The organism is Streptomyces sp. NPDC052040, from assembly GCF_044548405.1.
Taxonomy (GTDB): Bacteria; Actinomycetota; Actinomycetes; order Streptomycetales; family Streptomycetaceae; genus Streptomyces.
The window spans coordinates 154,667-180,316 of sequence record NZ_JBIUBV010000014.1 but is presented as its reverse complement, the minus strand read 5'-3'; the positions used below and the strand labels follow the sequence as shown (position 1 = coordinate 180,316).

Annotated in this window: 30 protein-coding genes, 1 pseudogene and 1 riboswitch; of the genes and pseudogenes, 12 read left to right on the top strand and 19 right to left on the bottom strand. The window is 71.8% G+C overall.

Annotated features, from left to right (window positions below):
- The 4 genes and pseudogenes from ACIHAA_RS25100 to bioB all read right to left on the bottom strand — a co-directional run.
- Positions 1-574: pseudogene (locus tag ACIHAA_RS25100) on the bottom strand (hypothetical protein); the annotation flags it as partial.
- A 90-nt stretch (positions 575-664) separates the two neighbouring features.
- Positions 665-1,381, bottom strand: coding sequence for a dethiobiotin synthase (bioD, locus tag ACIHAA_RS25095; RefSeq protein WP_399820837.1), 717 nt, complete (start codon positions 1,379-1,381; stop codon positions 665-667).
- Position 1,382: 1 nt separating this feature from the next.
- Complete coding sequence (locus ACIHAA_RS25090; protein ID WP_399820835.1) at positions 1,383-2,663, bottom strand: adenosylmethionine--8-amino-7-oxononanoate transaminase; 1,281 nt, start codon at positions 2,661-2,663, stop codon at positions 1,383-1,385.
- Entirely contained in the window at positions 2,656-3,903 is a 1,248-nt protein-coding gene (gene bioB, locus ACIHAA_RS25085) for a biotin synthase BioB (protein WP_399820833.1), read from the bottom strand. Before bioB ends, ACIHAA_RS25090 begins: the two co-directional genes overlap by 8 nt.
- A 147-nt stretch (positions 3,904-4,050) precedes the next feature.
- Here bioB and ACIHAA_RS25080 point away from each other — a divergent pair, with 147 nt between their 5' ends.
- Complete coding sequence (locus ACIHAA_RS25080) at positions 4,051-5,178, top strand: 8-amino-7-oxononanoate synthase (protein WP_399820831.1); 1,128 nt, start codon at positions 4,051-4,053, stop codon at positions 5,176-5,178.
- Between the two features lie 112 nt (positions 5,179-5,290).
- Here ACIHAA_RS25080 and ACIHAA_RS25075 read toward each other — a convergent pair whose 3' ends face one another.
- Together ACIHAA_RS25075 and ACIHAA_RS25070 are read right to left on the bottom strand one after the other, a co-directional pair.
- Entirely contained in the window at positions 5,291-5,515 is a 225-nt protein-coding gene (locus ACIHAA_RS25075; protein ID WP_399820829.1) for a DUF397 domain-containing protein, read from the bottom strand.
- A gap of 9 nt (positions 5,516-5,524) precedes the next feature.
- Positions 5,525-6,388, bottom strand: a complete 864-nt coding sequence (locus ACIHAA_RS25070; protein ID WP_399820828.1) for a helix-turn-helix domain-containing protein — start codon at positions 6,386-6,388, stop codon at positions 5,525-5,527.
- Between the two features lie 260 nt (positions 6,389-6,648).
- Between ACIHAA_RS25070 and ACIHAA_RS25065 the strand changes: the two genes are divergently transcribed.
- Positions 6,649-7,107 carry an ATP-binding protein gene (locus ACIHAA_RS25065; RefSeq protein ID WP_399820826.1) on the top strand — a complete coding sequence of 153 codons (459 nt, stop codon included), beginning with the start codon at positions 6,649-6,651 and terminating at the stop codon, positions 7,105-7,107.
- 16 nt (positions 7,108-7,123) lie between these two features.
- On the opposite strand, the gene ACIHAA_RS25060 is transcribed toward ACIHAA_RS25065, so the two are convergent.
- The 4 genes from ACIHAA_RS25060 to ACIHAA_RS25045 all read right to left on the bottom strand — a co-directional run bounded on the left by ACIHAA_RS25060 (position 7,124) and on the right by ACIHAA_RS25045 (position 9,747).
- Positions 7,124-7,645 carry a DUF6328 family protein gene (locus tag ACIHAA_RS25060; protein WP_399820825.1) on the bottom strand — a complete coding sequence of 174 codons (522 nt, stop codon included), beginning with the start codon at positions 7,643-7,645 and terminating at the stop codon, positions 7,124-7,126.
- A gap of 81 nt (positions 7,646-7,726) precedes the next feature.
- Positions 7,727-8,200: a C40 family peptidase gene (locus ACIHAA_RS25055; protein WP_399820823.1), complete on the bottom strand. Its 474-nt coding sequence runs from the start codon at positions 8,198-8,200 to the stop codon at positions 7,727-7,729.
- A gap of 3 nt (positions 8,201-8,203) precedes the next feature.
- Positions 8,204-8,399: riboswitch (cyclic di-AMP (ydaO/yuaA leader) on the bottom strand.
- Between the two features lie 399 nt (positions 8,400-8,798).
- Entirely contained in the window at positions 8,799-9,104 is a 306-nt protein-coding gene (locus ACIHAA_RS25050; RefSeq protein ID WP_399820822.1) for a hypothetical protein, read from the bottom strand.
- 7 nt (positions 9,105-9,111) lie between these two features.
- A complete protein-coding gene (locus tag ACIHAA_RS25045; protein ID WP_399820820.1) occupies positions 9,112-9,747 on the bottom strand; it encodes an ATP-dependent Clp protease proteolytic subunit in 636 nt (211 codons plus the stop codon).
- Between the two features lie 170 nt (positions 9,748-9,917).
- Here ACIHAA_RS25045 and ACIHAA_RS25040 point away from each other — a divergent pair, with 170 nt between their 5' ends.
- From ACIHAA_RS25040 to ACIHAA_RS25005, 8 genes are all read left to right on the top strand, one after another.
- Positions 9,918-10,193 (top strand): type II toxin-antitoxin system Phd/YefM family antitoxin, encoded by a 276-nt coding sequence (locus ACIHAA_RS25040; protein ID WP_399820818.1) that lies wholly within the window; start codon positions 9,918-9,920, stop codon positions 10,191-10,193.
- A 257-nt stretch (positions 10,194-10,450) separates the two neighbouring features.
- A complete protein-coding gene (locus ACIHAA_RS25035) occupies positions 10,451-10,753 on the top strand; it encodes an urease subunit gamma (protein WP_399820816.1) in 303 nt (100 codons plus the stop codon).
- A gap of 16 nt (positions 10,754-10,769) precedes the next feature.
- Positions 10,770-11,081: an urease subunit beta gene (locus tag ACIHAA_RS25030; RefSeq protein ID WP_399820814.1), complete on the top strand. Its 312-nt coding sequence runs from the start codon at positions 10,770-10,772 to the stop codon at positions 11,079-11,081.
- A complete protein-coding gene (locus tag ACIHAA_RS25025; RefSeq protein WP_399820812.1) occupies positions 11,074-12,795 on the top strand; it encodes an urease subunit alpha in 1,722 nt (573 codons plus the stop codon). The genes ACIHAA_RS25030 and ACIHAA_RS25025 overlap by 8 nt, the downstream gene beginning before the upstream one ends.
- Complete coding sequence (locus ACIHAA_RS25020; protein ID WP_399820810.1) at positions 12,795-13,469, top strand: urease accessory protein UreF; 675 nt, start codon at positions 12,795-12,797, stop codon at positions 13,467-13,469. The genes ACIHAA_RS25025 and ACIHAA_RS25020 overlap by 1 nt, the downstream gene beginning before the upstream one ends.
- A 90-nt stretch (positions 13,470-13,559) precedes the next feature.
- Positions 13,560-14,237 (top strand): urease accessory protein UreG, encoded by a 678-nt coding sequence (ureG, locus tag ACIHAA_RS25015; protein WP_399820808.1) that lies wholly within the window; start codon positions 13,560-13,562, stop codon positions 14,235-14,237.
- Positions 14,201-14,989, top strand: coding sequence for an urease accessory protein UreD (locus tag ACIHAA_RS25010; protein ID WP_399820806.1), 789 nt, complete (start codon positions 14,201-14,203; stop codon positions 14,987-14,989). Before ureG ends, ACIHAA_RS25010 begins: the two co-directional genes overlap by 37 nt.
- A 137-nt stretch (positions 14,990-15,126) precedes the next feature.
- Entirely contained in the window at positions 15,127-16,725 is a 1,599-nt protein-coding gene (locus tag ACIHAA_RS25005; RefSeq protein WP_399820804.1) for an alpha/beta hydrolase, read from the top strand.
- A 63-nt stretch (positions 16,726-16,788) separates the two neighbouring features.
- On the opposite strand, the gene ACIHAA_RS25000 is transcribed toward ACIHAA_RS25005, so the two are convergent.
- Entirely contained in the window at positions 16,789-17,514 is a 726-nt protein-coding gene (locus ACIHAA_RS25000; protein ID WP_399820802.1) for a lysophospholipid acyltransferase family protein, read from the bottom strand.
- Positions 17,515-17,679: 165 nt separating this feature from the next.
- Entirely contained in the window at positions 17,680-17,880 is a 201-nt protein-coding gene (locus tag ACIHAA_RS24995; RefSeq protein WP_399820801.1) for a hypothetical protein, read from the bottom strand.
- Between the two features lie 175 nt (positions 17,881-18,055).
- Here ACIHAA_RS24995 and ACIHAA_RS24990 point away from each other — a divergent pair, with 175 nt between their 5' ends.
- Both ACIHAA_RS24990 and ACIHAA_RS24985 read left to right on the top strand, forming a co-directional pair.
- The gene (locus tag ACIHAA_RS24990) at positions 18,056-18,391 is read left to right on the top strand and encodes a helix-turn-helix transcriptional regulator (RefSeq protein ID WP_399820799.1); all 336 of its coding nucleotides are present in this window, start codon (positions 18,056-18,058) and stop codon (positions 18,389-18,391) included.
- Positions 18,392-18,461: 70 nt separating this feature from the next.
- Positions 18,462-19,490, top strand: coding sequence for an SDR family oxidoreductase (locus ACIHAA_RS24985; protein WP_399820797.1), 1,029 nt, complete (start codon positions 18,462-18,464; stop codon positions 19,488-19,490).
- Between the two features lie 74 nt (positions 19,491-19,564).
- Here the strand turns inward: ACIHAA_RS24985 and rocD are convergent, their stop codons facing one another.
- From rocD to ACIHAA_RS24950, 7 genes are all read right to left on the bottom strand, one after another.
- A complete protein-coding gene (gene rocD / locus ACIHAA_RS24980; RefSeq protein WP_399820795.1) occupies positions 19,565-20,785 on the bottom strand; it encodes an ornithine--oxo-acid transaminase in 1,221 nt (406 codons plus the stop codon).
- Positions 20,782-21,594, bottom strand: coding sequence for a dimethylargininase (gene ddaH / locus ACIHAA_RS24975; protein WP_399820793.1), 813 nt, complete (start codon positions 21,592-21,594; stop codon positions 20,782-20,784). Before ddaH ends, rocD begins: the two co-directional genes overlap by 4 nt.
- A 122-nt stretch (positions 21,595-21,716) precedes the next feature.
- The gene (locus tag ACIHAA_RS24970) at positions 21,717-22,220 is read right to left on the bottom strand and encodes an Lrp/AsnC family transcriptional regulator (protein ID WP_399820791.1); all 504 of its coding nucleotides are present in this window, start codon (positions 22,218-22,220) and stop codon (positions 21,717-21,719) included.
- 73 nt (positions 22,221-22,293) lie between these two features.
- Entirely contained in the window at positions 22,294-22,452 is a 159-nt protein-coding gene (locus ACIHAA_RS24965; RefSeq protein WP_399820790.1) for a hypothetical protein, read from the bottom strand.
- A 110-nt stretch (positions 22,453-22,562) separates the two neighbouring features.
- Positions 22,563-23,516, bottom strand: a complete 954-nt coding sequence (locus tag ACIHAA_RS24960) for a cytochrome c oxidase assembly protein (protein ID WP_399820789.1) — start codon at positions 23,514-23,516, stop codon at positions 22,563-22,565.
- Positions 23,517-23,657: 141 nt separating this feature from the next.
- Positions 23,658-24,683, bottom strand: coding sequence for a 6-phosphofructokinase (locus ACIHAA_RS24955; RefSeq protein WP_399820787.1), 1,026 nt, complete (start codon positions 24,681-24,683; stop codon positions 23,658-23,660).
- 235 nt (positions 24,684-24,918) lie between these two features.
- A complete protein-coding gene (locus ACIHAA_RS24950) occupies positions 24,919-25,647 on the bottom strand; it encodes a type 1 glutamine amidotransferase (RefSeq protein WP_399820785.1) in 729 nt (242 codons plus the stop codon).
- Between the last annotated feature and the right edge of the window lie 3 nt (positions 25,648-25,650).

Genomic DNA, 25,650 nt, shown 5'->3' with positions numbered 1-25,650 from the left:
GCGGGGTCTGGCACCGCGCCTCGCGGCGTTGTCGTCGGTTGCCATGGCTCCGCCATGACGCCCTCCTCCGCCTTGCGATGCACGGCACCAGACCCGCTCCCTGATCCGGCCCGATCCAAACGAAAGACCCTGGCTCCGCCAGTTCGGCACGGGAGGCGTAGCCGCCGGCCAGCACCTCGCGGACACGTCTCTCCAACTCCTCGCGCTCGGCCTCGCCGAGCCCGAGCGGCGGCACCTCGGCGGCGGGTGCCAAGTCCAGCAGGGACCAGTCCGGTCCGGCGTCCCAGCCGGTGTCCTGGCGGGCCCAGCCGGTCATCGCCGCGATCACGGCCTCGGGTCCGTCGGCCGCCGCCCGGAAGTGCCGGTCGGCGGCACCGTCGCGGTACTCCAGCGTGTAGTCACCACCGACCCTGTGCCGGACCTTGGCGAAGACATCAGGCAGGTCGGACACCCGCTGGAGCACCAGGAACCGGTCGCCGTCATCGCCGATGCGCCGGACCAGCCCGGCCAGCTCCCCGGCGGACACGCGGACGTGCCGCTGCCGGTTCTCCGTCTGCACCACGATCTCGAGCATGCGCCGACTCTGGCACACCCCTCTGACACACCCCCATCGGCCATCCGGCCGGGCCTGCCTCCGGGGGGCGTTGGCCTCGGTGTGACGGTCCTAGGGCGCGTACCGGGCGGCGAAGGCCTCCGGGTCCCAGGTGCCGTTCAGCGCGGGGGCCAGCCATGTGGGCGCGGCGGTGCGGAAGTCGGCGGGGGCGTGGGAACCGGCGCCCTCGGGGAGCGCGCCGAGCAGGGGGGCCTGGGTCACCTCCGGGAGGTCCGCGAGATTGCAGCGGCAGGCGAGGTCCGCGGAGGCGGGCCAGCTGCCGATGACCACACCTGTCAACTCCAGCCCCCGGCGCCGTACTTCCCGCGCCGTCAGCTCGGTGGCGTTGAGGGTGCCGAGACCGGCGGTCGCGACCACCAGCACCGGTGCCGCCAGCAGCCGGGCCGCGTCCGCCAGGGTGCCGCCCTCGTCGTCGAAGCGGACGAGCAGCCCGCCCGCCCCCTCGACGAGCACCAGGTCGTGTTCGACCGCCAGTTTGGCGGCCGCCTCCGCCACCTCGTGCGGCCGTACGGGCGGCAGACCCGCCCGGCGGGCTGCCGTCGCGGGCGCCAACGGGTCGGGATAGCGGGCCAGTTCACGCACCGTGGCGGCGCCGGAGAGCCGGGCCGTCTCGTCGGCGTCCCCGTTCTCGCCGGGCGCCACGCCCGTCTGCGCGGGCTTGAGCACCGCCACCGAACGGCCCGCCGCGACCGCCGTCGCGGCGAGGGCCGCGGTCGTGACCGTCTTGCCGACCTCCGTGCCGGTCCCCGTGACCACCAGTACCGACATCTCAGCCCTCCTGTGCCGCCGCGCACACCGCGCGCGCGATCCGTGCCACGTCCTCGTTCCCCGTCACATACGGCGGCATCGTGTAGACGAGGTCCCGGAACGGCCGCAGCCACACGCCCTCGCGCACCGCGGCCCGGGTGGCCGCCGCCATGTCCACCTCGTGGTCGAGCTGGACCACGCCGATGGCGCCCAGCACCCGCACGTCGCGGACCCCGGGCAGCTCCCGCGCCGGAGCGAGCCCCTCCGCGAGGCCCGCCTCGATCCGCTTCACCTCCGCCTGCCAGTCCTGGCCGAGCAGCAGTTCGATCGAGGCGCAGGCCACGGCCGCCGCCAGCGGATTGCCCATGAAGGTGGGCCCGTGGGCCAGCACCGGCACCTCGCCGCGGGAGATCCCGTCGGCCACCCGCGCGGTGCACAGGGTCGCCGCCATGGTCAGATAGCCGCCGGTCAGCGCCTTGCCGACACACATCACATCCGGTGTCACCGCCGCGTGCCCGGCGGCGAACAGTGCGCCCGTCCGGCCGAAGCCGGTCGCGATCTCGTCGAACACGAGCAGGACGTCATGGGCGTCGCACGCCTCCCGCAGCACCCGCAGATAGGCGGGGGAGTGGAAGCGCATCCCGCCCGCGCCCTGCACCACCGGCTCGACCACGACCGCCGCCAGCTCGTCCGCGTGCCGCGCGATCGCCTGCCGCAGCAGGTCCGCGTACGACTCCTCGTAGGCGGCCGGTGGTGCGTCCACGAACACCTGCCGGGGGAGGACCCCCTGCCACAGCTCGTGCATCCCGCCCTCGGGGTCGCACACGGACATCGGGTGCCAGGTGTCGCCGTGGTAGCCGCCGCGCCAGGTCAGCAGCCGCTGCTTGGCCGGGCGGCCGAGCGAACGCCAGTACTGGAGGCACATCTTGACCGCGACCTCGACCGAGACGGAGCCCGAGTCGGCGAGGAACACATGCTCAAGACCGTCCGGAGACATGTCGACAAGGAGCTTCGCCAGCCGGACGGCGGGCTCATGGGTGAGCCCGCCGAACATCACATGGCTCATCCGCCCCAGCTGCGCGCGGACGGCCTCGTTGAGCACCGGGTGGTTGTAGCCGTGGATCGCCGACCACCAGGACGACATCCCGTCGACGAGTTCCCCGGAGCCGTCCGCCGGGCGCAGCCGCACCCCGCTCGCCGACTCCACGACGAGCGGCTCCTGCCGCCCCGGCATCGGGCCGTACGGATGCCAGACGTGCTGCCGGTCCAGTGCCAGCAGCTCGTCCACGGGCAGATCAGGCATTGGGCGCGAGATCCGTTCCGGCGCCGCGGCGGCGCACCGCCACCAGATCCGTACGGGCCCCGCCCGCCCCCGGCACGGCAGCTTCTCCGGGGGCCTCGGCCTCCGCGTGCGACCCGCACCCGGCGCCCTCGTGGGACCCGCACACACCGCCTCCGTACGACCCGCACCCGCCGTCCTCCGTGGAGCCGGAACCGGAGCCGCAGCCGGTGTCCCCGTGCGACCCGCAGCCCCCCGCGGTCCGGTGGCCGGGCAGCGTCACCTGGTCCGTGCCCTCCACCTCGAAACCGGCGTCGGCGACCATCTCCAGATCGGCCTTGCCCGCCTGGCCCTCGCTGGTCAGGTAGTCGCCGAGGAAGATGGAGTTGGCCAGATGCAGGGCCAGCGGCTGCATCGAGCGCAGATGCACCTCGCGTCCGCCCGCGATCCGCACCTCGACGTCCGGGCACACAAAGCGGACCATGGCCAGGATCCGCAGGCAGCGCTGCGGCGTCAGGTTCCACTCCTTGGCGAGCGGGGTCCCCTCGAAGGGGATCAGGAAGTTCACCGGTACGGAGTCCGGGTCCAGCTCCCGCAGCGAGAAGACGACGTCCACCAGGTCCTCGTCGCTCTCGCCCATGCCCGCGATCAGCCCCGAGCAGGCCGAGAGCCCGGCGGCATGCGCCTTGTTCACCGTGTCCACCCGGTCGGCGTAGGTGTGGGTGGTGGTGATGTCCCCGTAGGTCGCCTCGGAGGTGTTGAGATTGTGGTTGTAGGCGTCGGCGCCCGCGTCGCGCAGCCGCTCGGCCTGGCCGTCGGAGAGCAGACCGAGGCAGGCGCACACCTCGACGTCCTCGTTCTGCTCCTTGATGGCCTTGATGGTGTCGGAGACCCGGTCCACGTCCCTGTCGGTGGGCCCGCGGCCGCTCGCCACCAGGCAGACCCGCTTGGCGCCGCCCGCGACCCCCGCCGCCGCGGCCTCGGAGGCCTGGTCGGGCTTGAGCCAGGTGTACTTGAGGATGCCGGCCGTCGAACCGAGCCGCTGGGAGCAGTAGGAGCAGTCCTCGGGGCACAGGCCGGACTTCAGGTTGACGAGATAGTTGAGTTTCACCCGTCGGCCGAACCAGTGGCGGCGCACCTTGCCGGCCGCGGCCACCACATCGAGCACGTCGTCGTCGGAAGTGGCGAGGACGGCCAGGGCCTCCTCGCGGGTCGGCAGCTCGCGCCGCAACCCCTTGTCCACCAGCGTGTTCAGCAGGTCCATGAGAGCCGATCCTGTCCTACGGGACCGTCCCCGGCCAAGGAGGGAGTGCACAACAGACCCGGCTCGACGTGTGGGTATTGCCACATCCTGGCCCGCTGGCCGTCCCGCTAGTGTCTGTGCACTGCCTACAAATGCCCCGGAGGAGCCATGGCGTTCGGCTGGATCGACGAACAGGCGCGGGCGCGCCGCCGGGCCGGGCTCGTCCGGACGCTGCGCCCCCGTGCCGCCGACTCCCCGCTGCTCGATCTGGCCGGCAACGACTACCTGGGGCTGGCCCGCCATCAGGAGGTCACCGAGGCCGCCGCGGCGGCGGCCCGCCGGTGGGGCGGCGGTGCGACGGGTTCCCGGCTGGTCAGCGGGACGACCGCGCTCCACGCCGAACTGGAACGCGAACTGGCCGACTTCTGCGGCTTCGAGGCGGCGCTCGTCTTCTCCTCCGGATACGCGGCCAACCTGGCGGCGGTCACCGCGCTCGCGCCGCACGGCTCCCTGATCGTCTCGGACGCGGGCAACCACGCCTCGCTCATCGACGGCTGCCGTCTCGCCCGGGGTACCACCGAGGTCGTCGCGCACGCCGACCCCGAGGCCGTCCGCAAGGCGCTGGCCACCCATCGGGGACCCGCCGTGGTCGTCTCCGACACGGTGTTCTCGGTGGACGGCGACGCGGCCCCGCTGGCGGGTCTCGCGCAGGCCGCACGGGAGTACGGCGCCGGACTGGTCGTCGACGACGCCCATGGCCTGGGCCTGCTGGGGAGCGGGGGGCGGGGCGCCGCGCAGGCGGCCGGACTCGCGGGCGCGCCGGACGTGGTGGCGACCGTGACGCTGTCCAAGTCGCTGGGCAGCCAGGGCGGAGCGGTCCTCGGCCCGGCCCGGGTGATCGACCATCTGGTCAACGCGGCCCGTACGTTCATCTTCGACACCGGGCTGGCCCCGGCCGCGGCGGGTGCGGCACTCGCGGCGCTGCGCCTGCTGCGCCGCGAGCCGGAACGAGCGGCGCGGGCCCGCACGGTGGCCACGGCCCTGTACGCCCGCCTCACGGCCGAGGGCCATGAGGCGGTGCGTCCGGACGCCGCCGTGGTCTCCGTACGGGCGCCCGCTCCCGACCTGGCGGTGCGCTGGGCGGCGGACTGCCGGGCGGCGGGGATCGCCGTCGGCTGCTTCCGTCCGCCGTCGGTGCCCGACGGCATCTCACGGCTGCGGCTGACCGCCCGTGCGGATCTCACCGACGAGCAGATCGGGCATGCCGTGCGTGTGATCGGCGAGACGCGACCGTGAGTCGGCGGGACGGCCGTGCGTCGCTGGTCGTACTCGGATGACGGGTGCGAAGGACAGGTGCGGGCGACGTCTGCGGAATTGGCTCAAAAGAGCCGGATTCCCGCGGACATGATCAGATCAGTTCCGTGAGGAACTCCTTCCAGGTATCCGGGCCGAAGAGCAGGGCCGGGCCGTCCACGTTCTTGGAATCGCGCACGGCCACCAGCCCCTGCCAGGGACCGGTGCCCGGACGGGCGGTCTCCACGCAGTTGTTCATGCCCGTACTGCGGCTGCTGCGCAGCCACCGTACGCCGTGCAGAGAAGTGCTGCGGGGGATGTGCCGAGGCGGTGCTGACATGGAGCCTCCTTACGCGTCGCCGGCCAATGCGGCGATGTAATCCAACGAGTCCTCGGGTGAAAGGGCGTGGATCCGAAGGGTGTCGAAGGCCTCGCAGTAGGCCCGGAGGTCTTCTTTCCGTTCGAGGTAGAGGCTACTCGTCAAGTGGTCGAGAACGACGACATCCAGATCGGATCTGCTCGGAAAGGAGAAGACGACGAAAGGCCCGGTGATCCCTATGTGCGCTCCCGCGGTGAACGGCAGCACCTGGAGCCGCACCTGGGGCAGTCCGGCCGCCTCCGCGAGCCTCCGCAGCTGCCGGGTCATGATGTCCGGACCGCCGACCTCCCGGCGCAGCACGGCCTCGTCCAGGACGGCGCTCAGCCGCAGCGGCGGATCCGCGCGCAGCACCTCCTGACGGGCGAGCCGCACCTCCACCAGGGCGTCCAGCTTGGTGTCGTCCAGGGCGGTGCCCACGGCGGCCCGGGTGACCGCCCGGGCGTACTCCGGGGTCTGGAGCAGCCCCGGCACCACCGAGGTCTCCAGCGTGCGGATCGTGCAGGCCTGCGACTCCAGGCTGATGAAGTCGCGGTAGGCCGGGGGCAGCACCCCCCGGTAGGCGTGCCACCAGTTCTGCCGCCCGTCGCCGTCCTCCGAGCCCGCCAGCACCAGCAGCAGTTCGCGCAGCTCGGGGTCGGCCACGGCGTAGGCGTCCAGCAGCAGCCGTACGTCGCCGGGCTTGACCCCGCTGGAACCCGTCTCGATGCGGCTCACCTTCGACTGGTGCCAGCCGACACGCGCGGCAGCCTGTCCGCTCGTGAGACCGGCTCGGGCACGCAGACCACGCAATTCGGCGCCGAGTTTGCGGCGGCGCACCGCTGGTCCGTACTGCATGGCCGACTCCCTGTGCTCCGCGAGCGGCTTTCACGGCGACGGTAGGTGAAGCTCAAGGATGACCCCGGGGGTCGCGGGAATCCGGTCGGTCGTCGGAGAGTTCACCGCTTCGGGCGACAGATATATGCATATCCAGGGGGATGACACCCGGGCGGGCTTCGGTGATGGCAGTCTGACGCGCAGCACCAAGTCCGGGACCGTTCACCGAACCGAACCGCTCCGTGTCGGGCTCCGGTCCCCAGGAAAGGGACGACGTCGCCATGGCAGACCATCAGGAAGCATCCGTCACTCTGCCGAGCGATCCCGCCTCGGTCTCCGCCGCCCGGACATATGTCTCCGACATTCTCATCGAATGGGGGCTGCCGCACGATGCCGAATTCGCCGACGCGATCCGACTGATCGTGTCCGAACTGGCCACCAATGCCGTTCAGCACACGTTCGGGCAGTCGCCGACGTTCACCGTGGACCTCGCGCTGGCGCGGGAGGAGTTACTGCGCATCGGCGTCACGGACAGCCATCCGCGGTTTCCCAAGCGGCTGCCCGCGGCCGTCCAGCAGGACAACGGGCGCGGCATGGCGATCGTGCGGTGTCTGGCCGTCGAGTACGGTGGGTCGCTCAGTGTGCGGCCCACCCGGGAGGGCGGCAAGACGGTCACGATCGAACTGCCGTGGACCGTTCCGGTACGGCCGGCCGCGGCGGCGGGCCAGCCGGATCCCTGAACCGGCCCGGCCGCTGCTACGGCTTCCGGCCGTCCCCCTCGCCCCCGGCCTCCCGCGCCCTGACGAGGGCCCGCAGCACCAGCAGCGGCAGGACGCGCCACAGGCCCAGGCAGACCGCCAGTGTCCCCGCCCCGGCGGCGATGCCCGCGGCGCGGCCCAGCGACACGTCCACCACCAGCAGCACCGAGCCCGTGAAGGCGAGGGCCAGCACCACCATGCCGAGCGCGGCGAGGCGGGAGGAGATCGTGACGATCACGGGCTTGGCGTTCTGCTGGAAGAGCAGCCGGTGCAGCGCGGCCGGGGCCGTGAAGAGGGCCGCCGCCACCACCGACAGCAGCAGGGTGGTGACATAGGTGGCGCGCTGGACGGTGTCCAGGGCCGGAAAGCGCTGGGTGAACGCGAGGGTCAGCAGGAACGCGAAGAGGATCTGCACCCCGGTCTGGGTGACCCGCAGCTCCTGGAGCAGCTCGGCGAAGTTGCGGTCGGCACGCTCCAGCAGCGTCTCGTGGCGTGCCTGCGGGGTGGGTCGGTCGGCCATGGTGAACGAGTAGCCGATCCGGCCCCCTTCACGCCTGTACGGGGTGACGGCCACGCCGGTGCCGTCACCCCGGTCACCGGGTCAGCTCACCCGGCCGTACCAGACGCTCTTGGTCCAGATCCGCTCCAGCCGTACGACGGAACCGCTCTTCGGGGAGTGCCAGATCTTTCCCTTCCCGGCGTAGATGCCGACGTGGTAGACGTTCCGGCCCGAGTGGAAGAACACCAGGTCGCCCGCCTCGCGGTGGGAGGCGGAGACATGGCGGGTCCTGTTGTACTGCCCGGACGCCGTGCGGGGCAGGGTCTTGCCCGCCTGCTTGTAGGCGTAGAGCGTGAGCCCGGAGCAGTCGAAGCGGCGCGGCCCTGCGGCGCCCCACTTGTAGGGCGCCCCCCGCTTGGACGCCGCGATCTGGAGGGCCTTGACCGCCGGGGTGGCGGCCGCCGCCTCGGACGCGGCACCGGGGACCGCGATGCCGCCGCCGACGGCGGCGAGGGTGAGGGCCGAAGCGGTGCCGGCCCGGGTCAGCAGCGACGGGACACGATTGAGCGCAGTCATGCGCAACCCTTCGTCAGCCGCCTGTGAAGGATGACCTGTCGGATTCGGGCTGGCGAAGGTGCCCGGCCGCTCGCGCGGCTTCACCCCAAGGACCGTCCGGATCTCTCCGGGGGCCCGCATTGCTGGGTCCTCCACTCCTGCCGATCCACTCCTGTCGACCGGTCACCCGGGCGGCGGCAGGACTCGGCGTCCGCCCGGATCGCCCCGCCGCGGTGGCGGGGGCTTGTCGTCAGGAAGGGATCTTCACTCAGGGATGTCGGAAAATCACAATGGAATCGGGGATTTGTGGCAATACTCACCACTCACCCATTCGGCTGGACGGCCGTGTGTCCAGGGGCCGTTGGAGGGATCGACGAGTCCCCGGACCTGCGGCGGAGCTCCTCTCCGCGGGGTGCCGTTCCACGCCGGGAGCGTGTCGTCCGGGCTCCCGGACGGAGCAGTGGCTCCGCCGACCGGGGGTACCCCGTTCGGCCCGTTTGTGTCGCGATCCGGGCGGTGGGCCGAGGGCACGGGCCGTCTGCGGCGACCATGACCGTGGCCCGCTCCGTGCGTGACGCCCCGGGCCACCGCCCCTCGGTGACGCCCGTGTCCGCCCGTCTCACCCCCCTTCCGGCGGCACCGCGACCCGGGCCGCGCGGCGTTCGCCGTCCAGGACGCGCAGGGCCCGGGCCAGGGTGGGGCCGTGCATCTGGTGCTCCCCGCGCTGGTGCATGACCGTCAGGGCGTCGCGCAGGGCCGCCGCCTTGGCCGCCAGGGCCTGGGCGGCGCGCAGTCCGCGGTAGGTGTCACCGGAGTGCACCGGGTTGATCCGGCCGAGCAGATCGACGACGTCGAGATAGCGGTCGACCAGCTCGGCCTCGGCCCGGGTGAGCGCGGGCAGCGGGGGCAGTTCGGGAGGCAGCATCGGCGGTTCACCTCGCGCCGGGCGCGATGCGTGACGCCTTGCGGCTCGGAATGATGCCGTCGACCAGTCCGTACGCCACCGCGGCGGGCGCGTCCAGGATCGTGTCCCGTTCGAGGTCGGCGGCGATCCGCTCCGGACTCTGCCCCGTATGGCGGACGAGCAGCTCCTCCAGCCGCCCGCGCATCCGCATCAACTCCTCCGCCTGAAGGGCCAGATCACTGGCCTGCCCGTGCACCGGTTCCGGCAGGGACGGCTGGTGGATCAGCACCCGCGCGCCGGGCAGGGCGAAACGCTTGCCCGGCGCTCCTCCGGCCAGCAGCACCGCGGCCGCGGACGCCGCCTGGCCCAGGCAGACCGTCTCCACCTCGCAGTCGATGTACCGCATCGTGTCGTAGACGGCGGTCATCGCGGTGAGCGAGCCGCCGGGCGAGTTGATGTACAGCGAGATGTCGCGGCCGGGGTCCAGGTACTCCAGATGCATGAACTGCGCGATCACGTCGTTGGCCGCCGTGTCGTCCACCGGGGTCCCCAGGAACACGATCCGCTCGTCGAGCAGCTTGGCGTAGGGGTCGAGGGTCCGGTGCCCGAAGCCGGTGCGCTCGGTGAACTCGGGAAGGACATGGCGGGCGGACGGTCGTTCCATGACGGGCCTCCTCGGATGCGGTTCTACAAAAAATGTACAGGACGTACGTTCTCGGAGGTACGGAAGACGCTGAGAGCGAAGTCGGGCATGCCGAGAGCGAAATCCGGGGCCCGGTCCGGGCGGTCCTCGGCCCGGGGCTCCGCCGGGGGCCTCGGTCTAAGCTGGACCACATGGCCTACGAGATTCCGGTGACGCAAGCCAGGGCTGAGCTCGCCGATCTGATCAACCGCGTGGTGTACGGCAGCGAGCGTGTCGTCGTGACGCGGCACGGAAAGCCTCTCGTCGCCCTGGTCTCCGCCGCCGACCTGGAGCGGCTCGAAGCGCTGGACGCCGCGGACGAGCAGATGATCAGCTCCGTCTCCCGCGTCCGCGAGACCTCCTCGGCCCCGCGTGAGCGCCGCCGCTTCGGCATCGCCGCGGAGCACCGGGGGCCCAACGCCTCCTGACATCGGGGTCCCCGTGCCCCTGCCGAACGGGCGGCCGCCCGCTGTCGAGAGGGCACCCGCCTCCTGCCGTACGGGCGCCGCCTTCCGTGGAACGGGCGGACCCCTCCCCGTTGAACAGGCGCGCCCCTGACGGTCCACCCACCGGTTAACGCGCGTGAAACGCCGCCCCACTAGCCTGCCCCTCCATGCCACCAGGCACGTTGCCCCGTGGCCGCGGCAACCGGACCCCGCACGGTCCGGATCGAGGACGGTGAAGCGTGCATCTGACCCCGCACGAGCAGGAGAGGCTGCTGATCCATGTGGCCGCCGATGTCGCCGAGCGGCGCCGGGCCCGCGGACTCCGGCTGAACCATCCCGAGGCGGTCGCCCTCATCACCTCGCACATCCTCGAAGGCGCCCGCGACGGTCGTACGGTCGCCGAACTCATGGCCTCCGGACGCAAACTGCTCGGCCGGGACGACGTCATGGAGGGCATCCCGGAGATGATCCACGACGTCCAGGTCGAGGCCACCTTCCCGGACGGCACCAAGCTGGTCACCGTCCACGCCCCGATCGTCTGACGGGAAAGAGGCCGCCATGACTCCCGGAGAGATCCTTTTCGCGGACGGGCCCGTCCTCTTCAACGAGGGCCGTCCGGTCACCCGGCTGACCGTGCTCAACACCGCCGACCGGCCCGTACAGGTCGGCTCCCACTACCACTTCGCCGAGGCCAACCCGGGCCTGGACTTCGACCGCCCCGCCGCGCACGGCCTGCGGCTGAACATCGCCGCAGGCACCGCGGTCCGCTTCGAACCCGGCATCCCCATGGACGTGGAACTCGTCCCGCTCACCGGAGCCCGCGTCGTGCCCGGACTGCGCGGGGAGACCGGAGGCGCCCTCGATGCCTGAGATCTCACGTGCCGCCTACGCCGACCTGTTCGGCCCGACCACCGGCGACCGGATCCGGCTGGCCGACACCGATCTGCTGGTGGAGATCGAGGAGGACCGGTCCGGCGGCCCCGGACGCGCCGGGGACGAGGCCGTGTTCGGCGGCGGCAAGGTCATCCGCGAGTCCATGGGGCAGTCGCGCGCCACCCGCGCCGAGGGCACCCCCGACACCGTCATCACCGGAGCCGTCGTCATCGACCACTGGGGCGTCGTCAAGGCCGACGTGGGTCTGCGCGACGGCCGGATCTCCGCCCTCGGCAAGGCCGGAAACCCGGACACCATGGACGGTGTCCATCCGGACCTGGTGATCGGCCCGGAGACCGAGATCATCGCGGGCAACGGCCGCATCCTGACCGCCGGGGCCATCGACGCGCACGTCCACTTCATCTGCCCCCAAATCGCCGACGAGGCGCTCGCCGCGGGCATCACCACCCTGGTCGGCGGCGGCACCGGACCGGCCGAGGGCTCGAAGGCGACCACCGTCACCCCAGGGCCCTGGCATCTGGCCCGGATGCTGGCGGCGATGGAGGGGTACCCGCTGAACATCGGGCTGCTCGGCAAGGGCAACACCGTCTCGCACGACGCGATGCTCTCGCAGATCCGCGGCGGCGCCCTCGGCCTCAAACTTCACGAGGACTGGGGCTCCACACCCGCCGTCATCGACGCCGCGCTGACCGTCGCCGACCGCACCGGCATCCAGGTCGCCATCCACACGGACACCCTCAACGAGGCCGGGTTCGTGGGCGACACCCTCGCCGCCATCGGCGGCCGCGGCATCCACGCCTATCACACGGAGGGCGCGGGCGGCGGGCACGCGCCGGACATCATCACCGTGGTGTCCGAGCCGCATGTGCTGCCCAGCTCCACCAACCCGACCCGGCCCTTCACCGTCAACACCACCGAGGAACACCTCGACATGCTGATGGTGTGCCACCACCTCAACCCGGCGGTGCCCGAGGACCTCGCCTTCGCGGAGTCACGGATCAGGCCCTCCACCATCGGCGCCGAGGACATCCTCCACGACCTGGGCGCGATCTCGATCATCTCCTCCGACTCCCAGGCCATGGGCCGCGTCGGCGAGGTCGTCCTGCGGACCTGGCAGACCGCCCATGTGATGAAACGCCGCCGCGGACCCCTGCCGGGCGACGGCCGCGCGGACAACCACCGCGTCCGCCGCTATGTCGCCAAGTACACGATCAACCCGGCTCTCGCCCAGGGCCTCGCCCACGAGATCGGCTCCGTCGAGCCCGGCAAACTCGCCGACCTGGTGTTGTGGGAGCCCGCGTTCTTCGGCGTCAAGCCGCATCTGGTCATCAAGGGAGGCCAGATCGCCTACGCGCAGATGGGCGACGCCAACGCCTCCATCCCGACCCCCCAGCCGATCCTGCCGCGTCCGATGTACGGGGCGACCGGAGCGGCACCGGCCGCCAACTCGGTCAACTTCGTGGCCCCGCTGGCGATCGAGGACGGGCTGCCGGAGCGGCTCCCGCTCGGCAAGAGGTTCGTGCCCATCGAGTCCACCCGCGCCGTCACCAAGGCGCAGATGCGCGAGAACGACGCCCGGCCCCGGGTGCGGGTCGACCCCGACAGCTTCGCCGTGCACATCGACGGGGAGCTGGTGGAGGCGGTCCCGGCTGCCGAACTGCCCATGACCCAGCGGTACTTCCTCTTCTGATGCCCAGGGCAGCACTCCTCCTCCTGGCCGACGGCCGCTTCCCCGCCGGAGGACACGCACACTCCGGCGGGGCCGAGGCGGCCGTCCGCGCCGGACGGATCACCGGAGCCGCGAGCCTGGAGGACTTCTGCCGGGGACGGCTGCACACGGCCGGACTGGTGTCCGCCTCCCTCGCCGCGGCCGCCGCCCTCGGCGCGGACCCGGCCGCCCTGGACGCCGCCGCCGACGCCCGGACGCCCTCGGCCGCGCTGCGAGCCGCCGCGCGCCGACTGGGACGGCAGCTGATACGGGCGGCGCGGGCCACCTGGCCCTCGGCCGAACTGGACGCCGTGGCACGCCTGTTCCCCAGGGGCACGCATCAGCCGGTCGTCCTCGGACTCGCGGCCCGGTCCGCGGGCCTGGACGCCCACGACGCCGCGCACTGCTCCGCGTACGAGAGTGTGAGCGGGCCCGCAACCGCGGCCGTACGGCTGCTGAGCCTGGACCCCTTCGACGCGACGGGCGTGCTCGCACGGCTGGCACCCGAGCTGGACCGGGTGGCCGATCGCGCCCGGGAGGCGGCCGCGCGGGTGCTCACCGACGGTGTCGACGCGCTGCCCGCGGCCTCGGCACCCCTGCTGGAGATCGGCGCGGAGGCGCACGCCGCCTGGCCCCTCCGGCTGTTCGCGTCGTAGCGGAGGTCACCGGTCCGCCACCCCCTCGCCCGAGTCCCGCGGTCCGGAGCCGTCCGGAACCGCACCGCATCACCACCTCAGGAGGCACCCATGCATCCCGGCCACACCCACGACGGCCCCGCCGCGGTCGGCGCCGACGCCCACCGGCCCGACGGTTCCCGGCGCGCCCTGCGGATCGGGCTCGGCGGTCCCGTCGGATCCGGCAAGACCGCCACCGTCGCCGCGCTCTGCCGCTCCCTGCGCCAGGAGCTGTCCCTCGCCGTCGTCACCAACGACATCTACACCCGTGAGGACGCCGAGTTCCTGCTGCGGGAGGCCGTGCTGCCGCCCGAGCGGATCACCGCCGTGGAGACCGGAGCCTGCCCGCACACCGCCATCCGGGACGACATCTCCGCCAACCTCGAAGCCGTGGAGGACCTGGAGGACGAGGTGGGACCGCTCGATCTGATCCTCGTCGAGTCCGGCGGGGACAACCTCACCGCCACCTTCTCCAAGGGCCTGGTCGACGCGCAGATCTTCGTCATCGACGTCGCGGGCGGGGACGACATCCCCCGCAAGGGCGGCCCGGGTGTCACCACCGCCGATCTGCTCGTCGTCAACAAGACCGACCTCGCCCCCTACGTCGGCTCCGACCTCGCCCGGATGGCCGCCGACGCCAAGGCGCAGCGGTCCGGACTGCCCGTGGTGTTCCAGTCCCTGCGCTCCGAGGAGGGCGTCGGCGAGGTCGCCGGATGGGTGCGGGAGCGGCACGCCGAGTGGACGGCGTGACCACCGGCGTACGAGCCCTCGCCCGGATCGTCGCCCGGGACGACGGCCGGGGCGGCACCGCCCTGCCGGTGCTGGCGGGCGAGGGGCCGCTCGCGCCGCGCCGGACGCGCGCGAGCGGTGACGAGGCACGCGTCATGCTCGTCGGCGCGATGAGCGGGCCGCTCGGCGGGGACCGCTTCCGGGTGGAGGTGTCCGTCGGCAGCGCCGCCCTGCTCCATGTGCGCTCGGCCGCCGCCACCATCGCCCTGCCCGGGCAGACCAAGAGCGAGGCCCGCTACGACCTCCGGCTCGATGTGGCCGCAGACGGCGAACTGCACTGGCTGCCAGAGCAGTTGATCTCGGCGCGGGGCAGCGATCTGCGTGTCTCCTGCCGGATCGACCTCGCTCCCGGAGCCCGCCTCGTCCACCGGGAGGAGCAGGTCCTCGGTCGCTTCGGGGAGGAACCCGGCAGGCTCACCAGCCGGCTCGGCGTACGGCTGGCCGGACGCCCGCTGCTCGACCAGGAGGTGGCCTGCGGACCCGGCGCCCCCGGCGGCTGGGACGGCCCCGCCGTCCTGGCGGGACATCGCGCCTACGGTCAACTCATCGTCGTCAGACCGGAGTTCGAACGGCACCCGGTCCAGGCCCGGATGCTCGGGGAGAGTGCGGCGCTGACCCCGCTCGCGGGGCCCGCCGCGCTGGTCACCGCGGTCGCGCCGGACGCGCTCCGACTGCGACAACTGCTCAACAGGGCGATTTCCGGCCTGACTTGATACGCACTGCCCGCTGGGCGGAGTGCTCTGCACCGGTTATCGGATTGGTAAAGAAGCCACGTCACCTCTGTTCTCAGAGAACGCACAGCAGACAGGATCCCCGTACCCAATAGCAACCTTGTACGGGGAGGTCCCACTTGAGGGGAATGAGACCTACGGGACGAGTGACCGCACTCGCCTCCGCGGGGGCGCTCGTCACGGCGACGCTGATAGCCGGAACCGTGGCGGCACCGGCGGCCACCGCCGACTCGCGTCACGGCCAGGACCGGGAGGCCCGGGGCGAGGCGATCGCCGCCGCACGTGCCGCCCGGGCCGGAATCGACTGGACGGACTGCCCGGCCGACTGGGGGATCGCCAAGCCCGTCCAGTGCGGCTGGGTCACCGTCCCGGTCGACTACGCCCACCCGAACGGCAAGCAGATCAAGCTCGCCGTCGACCGCATCGGGAACACCGGCACCAAGGAAGAGCGCCAGGGCGCCCTGGTCTACAACCCGGGTGGCCCCGGCGGCTCCGGGATGCGCTTCCCGCTCCGGGTCACCACCAAGAACCCGCTCTGGGCCAATGTCTCGAAGGCCTACGACTTCGTCGGCTTCGACCCGCGCGGTGTCGGCCACTCCGCGCCCATCTCCTGTGTCGACCCGCAGGAGTTCGTGAAGGCGCCCAAGGCGGACCCGGTCCCCGGCACCGAGGCGGACAAGCGCGCCCAGCGCAAGCTCGCCCGGGAGTACGCGCAGGGCTGCCTCGACCGCACCGGCCGCGCGATGCTCCAGCAGATGACCACGCCCAACACCGCGCGCGACCTGGACGTCATCCGTGCCGCCCTGGGCGAGAAGAAGCTCAACTACCTGGGCGTCTCCTACGGCACCTACCTCGGCGCCGTCTACGGCACCCTCTTCCCGGGCCACCTCCGCCGCATGATCGTCGACAGTGTGGTGAACCCGGCGCGCGAGAACATCTGGTACCAGGCCAACCTGGGCCAGGACATCGCCTTCGAGGGACGCTGGAAGGACTGGGAGGACTGGGTCGCGGCGAACGACGCCGCCTTCCACCTGGGCACCACCCGGGATGCGGTCCAGGCGAAGTGGCTCCAGCTGCGCGCCACGGCGAAGAAGAGCCCGATCGGCGGGGTCGTCGGCCCGGCCGAGCTGATCTCCTTCTTCCAGAGCGCCCCGTACTACGACTCCTCCTGGGTGCCGGTCGCCACCGTCTTCAGCAAGTACATGGCCGGTGACACCAAGGCGCTCGTCGACGCGGCCGCGCCCGACCTCTCGAACACGGCGGGCAACATCGCCTCCGAGAACAGCAACGCCGTCTACACGGCCGTCGAGTGCACCGACGCCAAGTGGCCCACCAGCTGGCGGAAGTGGGACCGGGACAACACCCGGCTCAACAAGCAGTACCCGTTCATGACCTGGGCCAACGCCTGGATGAACCTGCCGTGCGCCACCTGGCCGGTGCAGCAGCGGACCCCGGTGAACGTCACGACCGGCAAGGGGCTGCCCACGGTCCTGATCGTGCAGTCCACGCGGGACGCCGCCACGCCGTTCGAGGGCGCGGTCGAACTGCACAAGCGCTTCAAGGGCTCCCGCCTGATCATCGAGAAGGACGCGGGCTCCCACGGCGTGACCGGCCTGGTCAACCCGTGCATCAACAGCCGGGTGGACACCTATCTGCTCACCGGCAGGACGGACGCGGCCGATGTGACGTGCACCCCGCACGCCACCCCGAAGCCGTAACCACCGGAGCACACCGGGAGGGGGCGGCCGGACACCGGCCGCCCCCTCCTTCCGTGCCCGGCCTCACCCCAGCGGCATCCGCGGGAGGTGATGGGCCCGCTCGCCCGCGTCACCGGCCTCCTCGGCCTTGACGACCGCCGCGTACCGGTCGACGTACTCCTGCTCGGAGAGGGTCAGGATGGCGTACATGATCTCGTCGGTGACCGCGCGCAGCACGGCCTTCTCCTCCTCCAGCCCTTCGTAGCGAGAGAAGTCCAGGGGCTCGCCGAAGCGGATCGTCACACGGCGGACGCGGGGGATCCTCCGGCCGGGCGGCTGCGCCTCGAAGGTGCCGATCATCGCGCAGGGCACCACCGGGCACCGGGCCCGCAGCGCCATCACGGCGACACCGACCTTGCCCTTGTACAACCGGCCGTCGTGGGACCGGGTGCCCTCCGGGTAGATCCCCAGCAACTCGCCCTTGCGCAGCACCCCGAGCCCCTCCCGGATCGCCGCCTGCCCGGCCTCCTTCCCGGAGCGGTCCACCGGGATCTGCCCCGCGCTGCGGAAGAACGCGGCGGTGAGACGCCCCTTGAGCCCTGGCCCGGTGAAGTACTCCGCCTTGGCAAGGAAGGTGATACGGCGTCTGAGGATCGCGGGCATCAGAAAGTGGTCGGAGAAGGAGAGATGGTTCCCGGCGACAATGGCCGGGCCGTCCGCGGGCACCCGGTCGAGGCCCTCGATATGCGGCCGGAAGACCAGTCTCAGCAGCGGGCCGAGAAGAACGTACTTGAGCAGGTAGTAGAACACGGCTCGCCCCTCACTCCACGAGGTCTGCTGCTGACCAGGGTCTGACCCATGTGCACCTGTAGTCCTCTGGTATCCGGCTTCGGCCCCGCTCATGCCACCGGTGCACCGATTCACCTGACCAACAGTCAGCCGACGTCGGCGCCCCTGTCCACAGGCAGTACCCGGCTACAGGTAGTAGTCGTCCTCCTGTCGAGGGTAGGCGGACGGCGGCTCGGTGTCCTTGCGGCGGTCCGGCCGCCGCTCCTCCAGGCGGTGCTGGCGTTCCTGGCGCTCCTGCTCCTGGGCGCCGAGGGTCTCCTCCGTCATGTCCCTGAGGTGGCCCGAGTCGTCCTCGAACGGGTGGCGTCCCCGGTTCTGGTCGTTCATGACGCTCACTCCTCGACGAGGTGTGACACAGAGGTGATGGGCGGCCCCGCCCCCGATCAGCGTGGCACGGGCCGGTGGGCCCTGCATCCGGCCGGTCTCCCGTCGTACGCCCCCGCATACCGGAAGGCTCTTTCACCATTTGGTATTCATGTCCCGGCGCTCTACCCTCGGCCTTATGGGCGGAGTTCCCGAGCCGCACATCGGGTGGACGTTCCTCACGAACCACGCACGCGTCCTGGCCGCGATCGCCGACGACCGGACCAGCCGGATCCGTGACATCGCGGCCCGCTGCCGTCTGACCGAGCGCGCCGTCCAGAAGATCATTTCGGATCTGGAACACGAGGGCTACCTCACCCACACCCGTGCGGGCCGCTCCAACACCTACCGCATCCAGCCCGGCACCCTCCTCAGGCACCCGGCGGAGGCGAGCCTGAGCGTCTCCGACCTGCTCTCGCTGCTCGCCCGGCACGACGCCCGGCGCACCCGGCGCCACGAGCACCAGCACCAGTGACGGCACCCGGAGTGTGCGGCTCCCGCGCGGACCGGGTACTCGCTCCTCCCGGCCACGAGAGGAGCAGCACGTGAGCACCACCCGAGGCAAGAAGATCGTGGTCACCGGCGCCACCGGCAATGCGGGCTCCAGCCTCGTACGCCTGCTGGCCGAGGACCCGGACGTGGACACGGTACGGGGCCTCGCGCGCCGTATCCCCGATCTCGGCCCGTCCCGGGTGCGGTGGGCCGAGGCCGACATCAGGCCCGACCGGACCGACCTGGTGAAGGAGTTCGAGGGCGCGGACGCGGTCGTGCACCTGGCCTGGGCATTTCAGCCCACCCACGATCCGGTCGCGACCTGGGAGACCAATGTGCTCGGCGGCATCCGCGTCTTCGAGGCCGTCGCCACCGCCGGTGTGCCCGTGCTGGTGCACGCCTCCTCCGTCGGCGCGTACTCCCCGGGCCCCAAGGACCACGCCGTGGACGAGTCCTGGCCCACCCACGGCTGGCCGGACGCCGCCTACACCCGGGAGAAGGCCTACCTCGAACGGATCCTGGACGCCTACGAGTACGAGCACCCCGGGGTCCGGGTCGTCAGGATGCGGCCCGCCTTCCTGTTCAAGCGGGAGTCGGCGAGCGAACAGCGGCGGATCTTCGGCGGACGCTTCCTGCCCGGCCCGCTGGTCCGGCCGGAACTGCTGCCCTTCCTGCCGGACGTCTCCGGGCTGCGGGTCCAGGCCCTGCACACCGACGACGCGGCCCACGCATACCGGCTCGCGATCCACCGCGAAGTGCGCGGCGCCTTCAACCTGGCCGCCGATCCGCCCCTCGACGCGGCCGTCCTCGGGGAGGTCCTGGGAGCCCGCCCGGTACGGCTGCCCCGCTCCGCCGCCCGGTCGGCGATCGCCGCCGCCTGGGGACTGCGGCTGCTGCCCGCCTCACCGCATCTCTTCGACGCCGTGCTGCGCCTGCCGATCATGGACTGCACCCGTGCGCACACCGAGCTGGGCTGGCAGCCGGGGCTGACCGCGACGGAGGTCCTGGAGGAGTTCCTCACCGGGCTCCAGGAGGGCGCGGGCGCGCCGAGCGCACCCCTGTGGGGGCGCAGGATCGGCTGAGGGGGCGCGCCCCCGTCCCCCCAACCGGCGCACCGCCCGTCCCGCGGTGGCCCACGGGACGGGCGGCTGTCAGGTCAGGCCGTCAGGACCCGTTCCAGGGCCTCCAGGGCCGATCCCAGTTCCTCGGCCGTGATCGTCAGGGGCGGGGCCAGCCGGATGGTCGAGCCATGGGTGTCCTTGGCCAGGATCCCCTCCCGCATCAGGCGCTCGCTGATCTCCCGGCCGGTGCCGATCGCGGGGTCGACGTCGACGCCCGCCCACAGCCCGCGCGAGCGGAAGCCCACCACGCCCCGGCCGAGCAGCGCGGTGAGACCGTCCCGCAGGACCACGCCCAGCTCGGCCGCCCGGCGCTGGAACTCGCCCGTCTCCAGGATGCCCACCACCGCCGAGCCGACCGCCGCGGCCAGCGGATTGCCGCCGAACGTCGAGCCGTGCTCGCCCGGCCGCAGCACCCCGAGGACCTCACGGCGCGCGACCACCGCCGACACCGGGACGATGCCGCCGCCCAGCGCCTTGCCGAGCAGCACCGCGTCCGGGACCACCCCCTCGTGGTCCACGGCCAGGGTGCTACCCGTACGGCCCAGGCCCGACTGGATCTCGTCGGCGATGAACAGGCACCCGGCGCGCCGGGTGATCTCGCGGACCCCGGCGAGATAGCCGTCGTCGGGGATGATCACGCCCGCCTCGCCCTGGATGGGTTCGAGCAGCACCGCCGCGGTCGTCTCGTCGACGGCGGCCTCCAGCGCGGCCAGGTCGTTGTACGGGACGATCCGGAAGCCCGGGGTGAAGGGGCCGAAGCCCGCCCGCGCCGTCTCGTCCGTGGAGAAGCTGACGATCGTCGTGGTACGGCCGTGGAAGTTGCCCCCGGCCACCACGATCGTCGCCCGGTCGGCGGCCACGCCCTTGACCTCGTACGCCCACTTGCGGGCCACCTTCACGGCGCTCTCCACCGCCTCGGCGCCCGTGTTCATCGGCAGGACCATGTCCAGGCCGGTCAGCGCGGCCAGGGACTCCGCGAACTCGGCGAGCTGGTCGTTGTGGAAGGCGCGGGAGGTCAGCGTCAGGCGGTCCAGCTGGCGGTGGGCCGCCTCGATCAGCACCGGATGGCGATGCCCGAAGTTGAGGGCCGAGTACCCGGCGAGCATGTCGAGATAGCGGCGGCCCTCGACGTCCTCCACCCAGGCGCCCTCGGCGCGCGCCACCACCACGGGCAGCGGGTGGTAGTTGTGCGCGAGGACGGGCTGCTCGGCGCCGATCAGCTCGTCGGACGTACGCGTGCGGGCGGGTGCGGTCATGAACGGATCTCCTGAGTGCAGCACTTGATGCCGCCGCCGGCCTTGTGGAACTCGGAGAGGTCGACGGGGACGGGGTCGTAGCCGTGGTCGGCGAGCCGGGCGGCGAGCACCTCGGCCCGGGGAGCGATGAAGACATGGCGCCCGTCGGAGACGGAATTCAGGCCGAAGGACATGGCGTCCTCGCGGGTCGCGAGCACCGCGTCCGGGAAGAGCCGGGCGAGGACCTCGCGGCTGCCGGGGGAGAAGGCCTCCGGGTAGTAGACGATGTTGCCCTCGTCGAGGACGAACAGCGCCGTGTCCAGGTGGTAGAAGTACGGGTCCACCAGGGTCAGGCTGACGACCGGGTGACCGAAGAACTCCTGCACCTCGCGGTGCGCCTCCCGCGTGGTGCGGAAACCGGTGCCGGCGAGGAGGTACCGGCCCGTCCAGACGAGGTCGCCCTCGCCCTCGCAGATGAATTCGGAGCGGTGCACGGCATAGCCGGCCGACTTGAACCACGTCTCGTAGTGGTCCGACTCGGGACGGCGCTCGGGGGCGTGGAAGAGGGAGCCGAAGACGCGTCCGTCGACGACGACGGCCGAGTTCGCGGCGAACACCATGTCCGGGAGTCCCGGGACCGGGTCCACCGCCTCGACGGCGTGCCCGTGGTGGCGGTAGGCGCTGATCAGCCCCTGCCACTGCTCCTGGGCCAGATCGATGTCGACCTGCATGTCGGGATGCATCCACGGGTTTATCGCGTACTGCACGGCGAAGTGTCTGGGTTCGCAGACGAGGAAGCGCCGCCGGCGCGGCACACGGGTGTCGGTCACAGAGGGGTTCCTCCGCTTCCTGCGTGTCGAGTGAGGGTGACACAAAGGTAGGAAGCCGCGGGGACGGTCGACAAGAAACGATGGCTGCGCGTTCGCGCAGCAACAGTGCGTCTTCGGGCCGCTCAGCGCACGTCTGCTGCGTCGTCGGGAGGCGCCTGGCTGGCACCGGCCTCCGGGCTCTCCGGCAGGAGGTGGGACAGCACCATCACGCTGATCGTCTTGCGGATGAAGGGTTCCGCCCGGATGCGTTCGAGTACCTCCTCGAAGTGTTCGACATCCCGCGCCCGGACGTGCAGCAACGCGTCCGCCCCGCCGGTCACCGTCATGGCGGCGGTGATCTCCGGATGGTTGCGCACGACCTCCGCGAGCCGCCGGGGCGGGGCGGCGCCCTCGCAGTACACCTCCACATAGGCCTCGGTGCGCCAGCCCATCGCGGACGGCTTCACCGTAGCCGTGAACCCGGTGATCACCCCCGACTCGCGCAGCCGGTCCACCCGGCGCTTGACCGCCGTGGACGACAGGCCGACGGCCGCGCCGATCTCGGCGAAACTGGTCCTGGCGTTCGCCATCAGAGCCGTGACGATCTTCCGGTCGAGCTCGTCGAACGGCGCGGGCCTGCTGTTCATGCGGGCACTGTATCCAGCGGGGCGTCCGCTTCAGTGGAGTGCGCCCCGGCCGCGGCCGTGCCGGGGGCGGGCCTCAGGTGTCGCCGGTGAGGACCATGGCGACCGTGAGCAGTCCCAGCACCACCCAGCCGAACCACAGCCAGCCGCTGCTGCCGAGCGCCACCGTGTAGGCCGTCACCACGACGAGCCCCCCGACGGTGAGCACTCCCATCGCTTTCGTGGAACCGGGCATCGCGACACCCTCCTCATGGTCCGTCCCCCCATGGTGCCGCGGTTCCGGGTGTGAGCGGTGTACACAACGGGGCGAGTTCCGGACGTCCCGGGCCCGTGGGGGGGCGGACCTCAGTGGCCGCGGGCGTTGAGCGAGGCCAGATAGGCGTTGTACGCCTCCAGCTCCTTGTCCCCGTCGCGGTCCGCGGCGCGGTCCTTGCGCTTGGCCTGCCGCTGCTCGGAGCCGTACCACTGGAACAGCAGCGCCAGCAGCACCAGCACCGACGGGACCTCGCTGAAGGCCCAGGCGATACCGCCCGCCGACGTCTGGTCCGCCAGGGCGTCGATGCCGAGCGAGGCGGGCGGATTGCGGTAGGTGTCGACCATCGGCGTGGACGCCATCATCAGCGCGATGCCGAAGAACGCGTGGAACGGCATGCCCGCGAACAGCTCCAGCATCCGCATCAGATGGCCGGGGCGGTGCGGACCGGGGTCGATGCCCATGATCGGCCAGAAGAACACCACACCGACGGCGAGGAAGTGCACCATCATCGCGATGTGCCCGGCCCTGGACCCCATCAGGAAGTCGAACAGGGGGCTGAAGTACAGCCCGTACAGGCTCGCGATGAACAGCGGGATGGTGAAGGCCGGATGGGTGATGATCCGCACATAGCGGCTGTGCAGCAGCATCAGCAGCAGTTCGCGCGGCCCCTTGCGGTTGCGGCCCGCGGTGGGCAGCGCGCGCAGCGCCAGCGTGATCGGCGCGCCGAGCAGCAGCAGGATCGGGGAGAGCATGCTGATCACCATGTGCTGCACCATGTGCACGCTGAACATGACCATGCCGTAGTCGTTCAGCTTGGTGCACATGACCAGCAGCACGGTCAGCACGCCGATGGCGAACGAAATGGTCCGGCCCACCGGCCACTTGTCACCGCGCCGCACCAGCCGGGCCACACCCCAGCCGTACAGCCCCAGTCCGGCCAGGCAGGCGACGAGGAAGAACGGGTCGGCGGACCACTCAAGGCCCCTGCTCAGGGTGAACGGCGGCAGATCCATCATCATCATGCCGTGCCCGCCGTGATCCATCCGCCGGCTCCTGATTCGTGGGGGTTGTGCGCTGTCTGTCCGCACCAGGGTAGAACCGCCCCCGGCCGCGGCTGCGACCGGGGGCGGACTGGCTGGACTCCGTACGCGATCAACCCCGCACCGGGCGGGAGCGGTCCCGTGCTACAGCACGCACTCGGCCTCGGCGTACCGCTCCCCGGGCACCGTCTTCAGCGTCTCCACGGCCTCGGCCAGCGGCACCATCACGATGTCGGTGCCGCGCAGCGCGGTCATCCTGCCGAATTCGCCGCGGTGCGCCGCCTCCACCGCGTGCCAGCCGAAGCGGGTGGCCAGGACGCGGTCGTACGCCGTCGGGGTGCCGCCCCGCTGGACGTGCCCGAGGATCACCGGACGGGCCTCCTTGCCGAGCCGCTGCTCCAGCTCGACCGAGAGCTGACGGGCGATGCCCGCGAAGCGCTCGTGACCGTAGATGTCCTTGCCGCCCTCGTCGAACTCCATGGAGCCCGCCCTCGGCTTGGCGCCCTCGGCGGCCACCACGATCGCGAACCGCTTCCCGGCGTCGAACCGGGCCCCGACCCGGGCCGTCAACTCCTCGATGTCGAAGGGGCGTTCCGGCACCACGATGGCGTGGGCCCCGGCGGCCATGCCGGAGTGCAGCGCGATCCAGCCGGTGTGGCGGCCCATGACCTCCACGATCAGCACTCGCTGATGGGACTCGGCGGTGGTCTTCAGCCGGTCCAGGGCCTCGGTCGCCACGCCCACCGCGGTGTCGAAGCCGAAGGTGACGTCCGTGACGGCGATGTCGTTGTCGATGGTCTTGGGTACGCCGACGATCGGCAGCCCGTTGTCGGACAGCAGCCGGGCCGCCTTGAGCGTGCCCTCACCGCCGATCGGGATGATCGCGTCGATGCCCAGCTCCTCGACATGGCCCCGGGCCCGCTCCACGCCGTCCCGCAGATGCTCCGGACGGACCCGGGAGGAGCCGAGGATCGTGCCGCCGCGGGCCAGGATGCCGCCCACCGCGTCCAGGTCGAGCTTGAGGTAGTCGCACTCCAGGAGGCCCTTCCAGCCGTCCCGGAAGCCGATGACCTCGTCGCCGTGGTCGGCGACGGCGCGGTGCACGACGGACCGGATGACGGCGTTCAGGCCGGGGCAGTCGCCGCCGGACGTGAGGACACCAATGCGCATAGCCCGAAACAACCTTCTCCACGTGAGCCGGGTCCGGACCACGTTGTCCGGCTCGATCCCCGCCAGCCTACCGGCGGCGGGGCCCGGGCAGCACGATGCGTCCGCCTGCTGGATGCGCCCGCTCACCTGTGCGGATGCCCTGTCAGACGGGCCGGTGACCCCCGGCGGACCGCGAGGTGTACGGGCCCGCCGGGCGGTCTGCGCGCGGCCGTTCCGGGAGCGCTCGGCCGAGGGCCTAGGCGGGCTGCTCCGCGGCCGCGATCCGCTCGTTGCGCAGCGCCTCGTACCAGCGGTCGTCCGTCGGCGGAAGGGCGTTGACATCGAGCGCCAGCTTCAGCAGCAGGTCCGCGATCAGCGGGTTGCGCGCGAGGACGGGCCCGTGCATGTAGGTGCCGAACACCGTCCCGTTGTACGCGCCCTCCGTACCGTCACCGGTGCCGTTGCCCTTGCCGAGCCGCACCTGCGCCAGAGGGCGGGCGTTGGGGCCCACGTGCGTGACGCCCTGGTGGTTCTCGAAGCCGGTGAGCGGGGGCAGGCCCAGCCGCGGGTCGATGTCCCCGAGGACGTCGCCGACGCAGCGCTCGCCCTCCCCGCGCACCGACACCACGTCCAGCAGACCGAGGCCCGGCTCGCGCTGCCCGAGGTCGTTGATGAACTCGTGGCCGAGGATCTGGTACCCGGCGCAGACGGAGAAGACGATCGCGCCGTTCTCCACGGCCCGGTACAGGCCGCCGTCGCGGCGCAGCCGCTCGGCCGCGAGCCGCTGCGGACGGTCCTCGCCGCCGCCGATCAGATAGATGTCGCCGGAGGTGGGGATCGGCTGGTCGCTGCGCACGTCCAGGCGGGCCACGTCCAGGCCGCGCTGGCGGGCCCGGCGCTCCACCACGAGCGCGTTGCCCTGGTCGCCGTAGGTGCTCAGCAGGTCCGGGTAGATCCACACCAGACGCAGGCTGTTGTCACTCATCGA